Origin of the sequence: Aerococcus sp. HMSC062A02 (assembly GCF_001809535.1) — a bacterium.
Lineage (GTDB): Bacteria > Bacillota > Bacilli > Lactobacillales > Aerococcaceae > Aerococcus.
In genome coordinates this window covers 14,710-16,076 of record NZ_KV797921.1, presented here as the reverse complement: position 1 = coordinate 16,076, position 1,367 = coordinate 14,710, and the positions used below count along the sequence as shown (strand labels likewise).

General features: G+C 44.2%; 2 protein-coding genes. Both read right to left on the bottom strand.

The window, feature by feature from the left end; all coding sequences use genetic code 11:
• Positions 1-270: 270 nt before the first annotated feature.
• Positions 271-519, bottom strand: coding sequence for a KH domain-containing protein (locus HMPREF2626_RS03630; protein ID WP_067972240.1), 249 nt, complete (start codon positions 517-519; stop codon positions 271-273).
• A gap of 17 nt (positions 520-536) precedes the next feature.
• Positions 537-809: a 30S ribosomal protein S16 gene (rpsP, locus tag HMPREF2626_RS03625; RefSeq protein ID WP_067972242.1), complete on the bottom strand. Its 273-nt coding sequence runs from the start codon at positions 807-809 to the stop codon at positions 537-539.
• Between the last annotated feature and the right edge of the window lie 558 nt (positions 810-1,367).

Below are 1,367 nucleotides of genomic sequence, written 5' to 3'. Positions count from 1 at the left end.
TCATCCGAGTCTAAACGCCAGCCCTCACACCCTTCTAGTCGGGCTCGAGGATGCAGAAAGGGCTCCTCTTCACAAAGAGCCGTCGAAGACTTTCAGTCTTCTTTGGCTCTTTGCTCCAGAGGTCCCTTTCTACCGCATCCTCTCACACCCTTTATAGTCGGGTTCAGTCGCGCAGAAGTGGCTCCTCTTCACAAAAAATCTTTCGAAGGCTTGCAGCCTTCTCAAGCTTTTTGCTCCAGAGGTCCACTTCTTCCCGCGCTCTCTCACACCCTAGTCTCCATCTCGATCAATGAGTAGGCGGACGCGGCGGTGGTTTTCGACGCGGACGCTGTAGAGTATGGTGCGAATGGCATTTGCTACACGGCCACCTTTACCGATCACACGCCCCACATCCTCTGGGTTTAATTGCAGGTGGTATTCTAAGTATTCGTCACCATCGACAATTTCCAGGTGGATATCTTCTGGATATTTTACTAACGGTGTTACAATCGTTAGCAGTAAATTTTCAATATCTGGCATGCTGGTTCATCCTAGTCTTATTTGTTGTTTTTAGCTTCGTGATGTTTCTTCATGATCCCTTGACGTGAAAGGATGTTGCGAACAGTATCAGTTGGTTGGGCACCGTTAGCTAACCATTTAAGCGCTAATTCTTCATCAAGAACAACTTCTTCTGGTTCAGTTGTTGGGTTGTAAGTCCCAATCTTTTCGATGATACGGCCATCACGTGGTGCACGTGCGTCTGCTGCAACAATACGGTAGAATGGGTTACGTTTAGCACCCATACGTTTTAAACGAATTTTAACTGCCATGAGTTAATTTCCTCCTTGTTTCTTTTCAATATATATTTTCTTTAATCACATTTGTATACTATATCAGCTTTTCCCAGGCTTGTAAAGTATTTTTTCTTTACAGGTCAATTTTTTATTCAAAGCGGTCCTGACCAGTCATCACAGACAAAACGATTCTGCTAGCTGCTTACAGCAACTTTCTTTAAAACAATGCAGTTTCTCAGCACTTGACTGCATCTTCTCACAAGACAATGCAGTTTCTCGGCGCTTTACTGCATCTTCTTTCAAGACAATGCACTTTCTCGGCACTTTACTGCATCTTCTCGCAAGACAATGCACTTTCCAAAAAAACAAAATCAAGAAAAGGGCAAAACTTAATAAAGCCGCCCTTAAAAACTATTCATATTTTCCCGTGCCGTTCAATGATTGGACTTTTTGGTTCGGCAATTTAGATGTGAGCAGAAGTGGAGCTTGATTTTTTGTCGTTAGCCACGAATAAGCAAGCGATGTGAATTAGGGATAGTTGGCGTCAGCCTTACTAGCCCTTTGAAGCTCGCTAGGCGAGAGACCTTGGCTCGA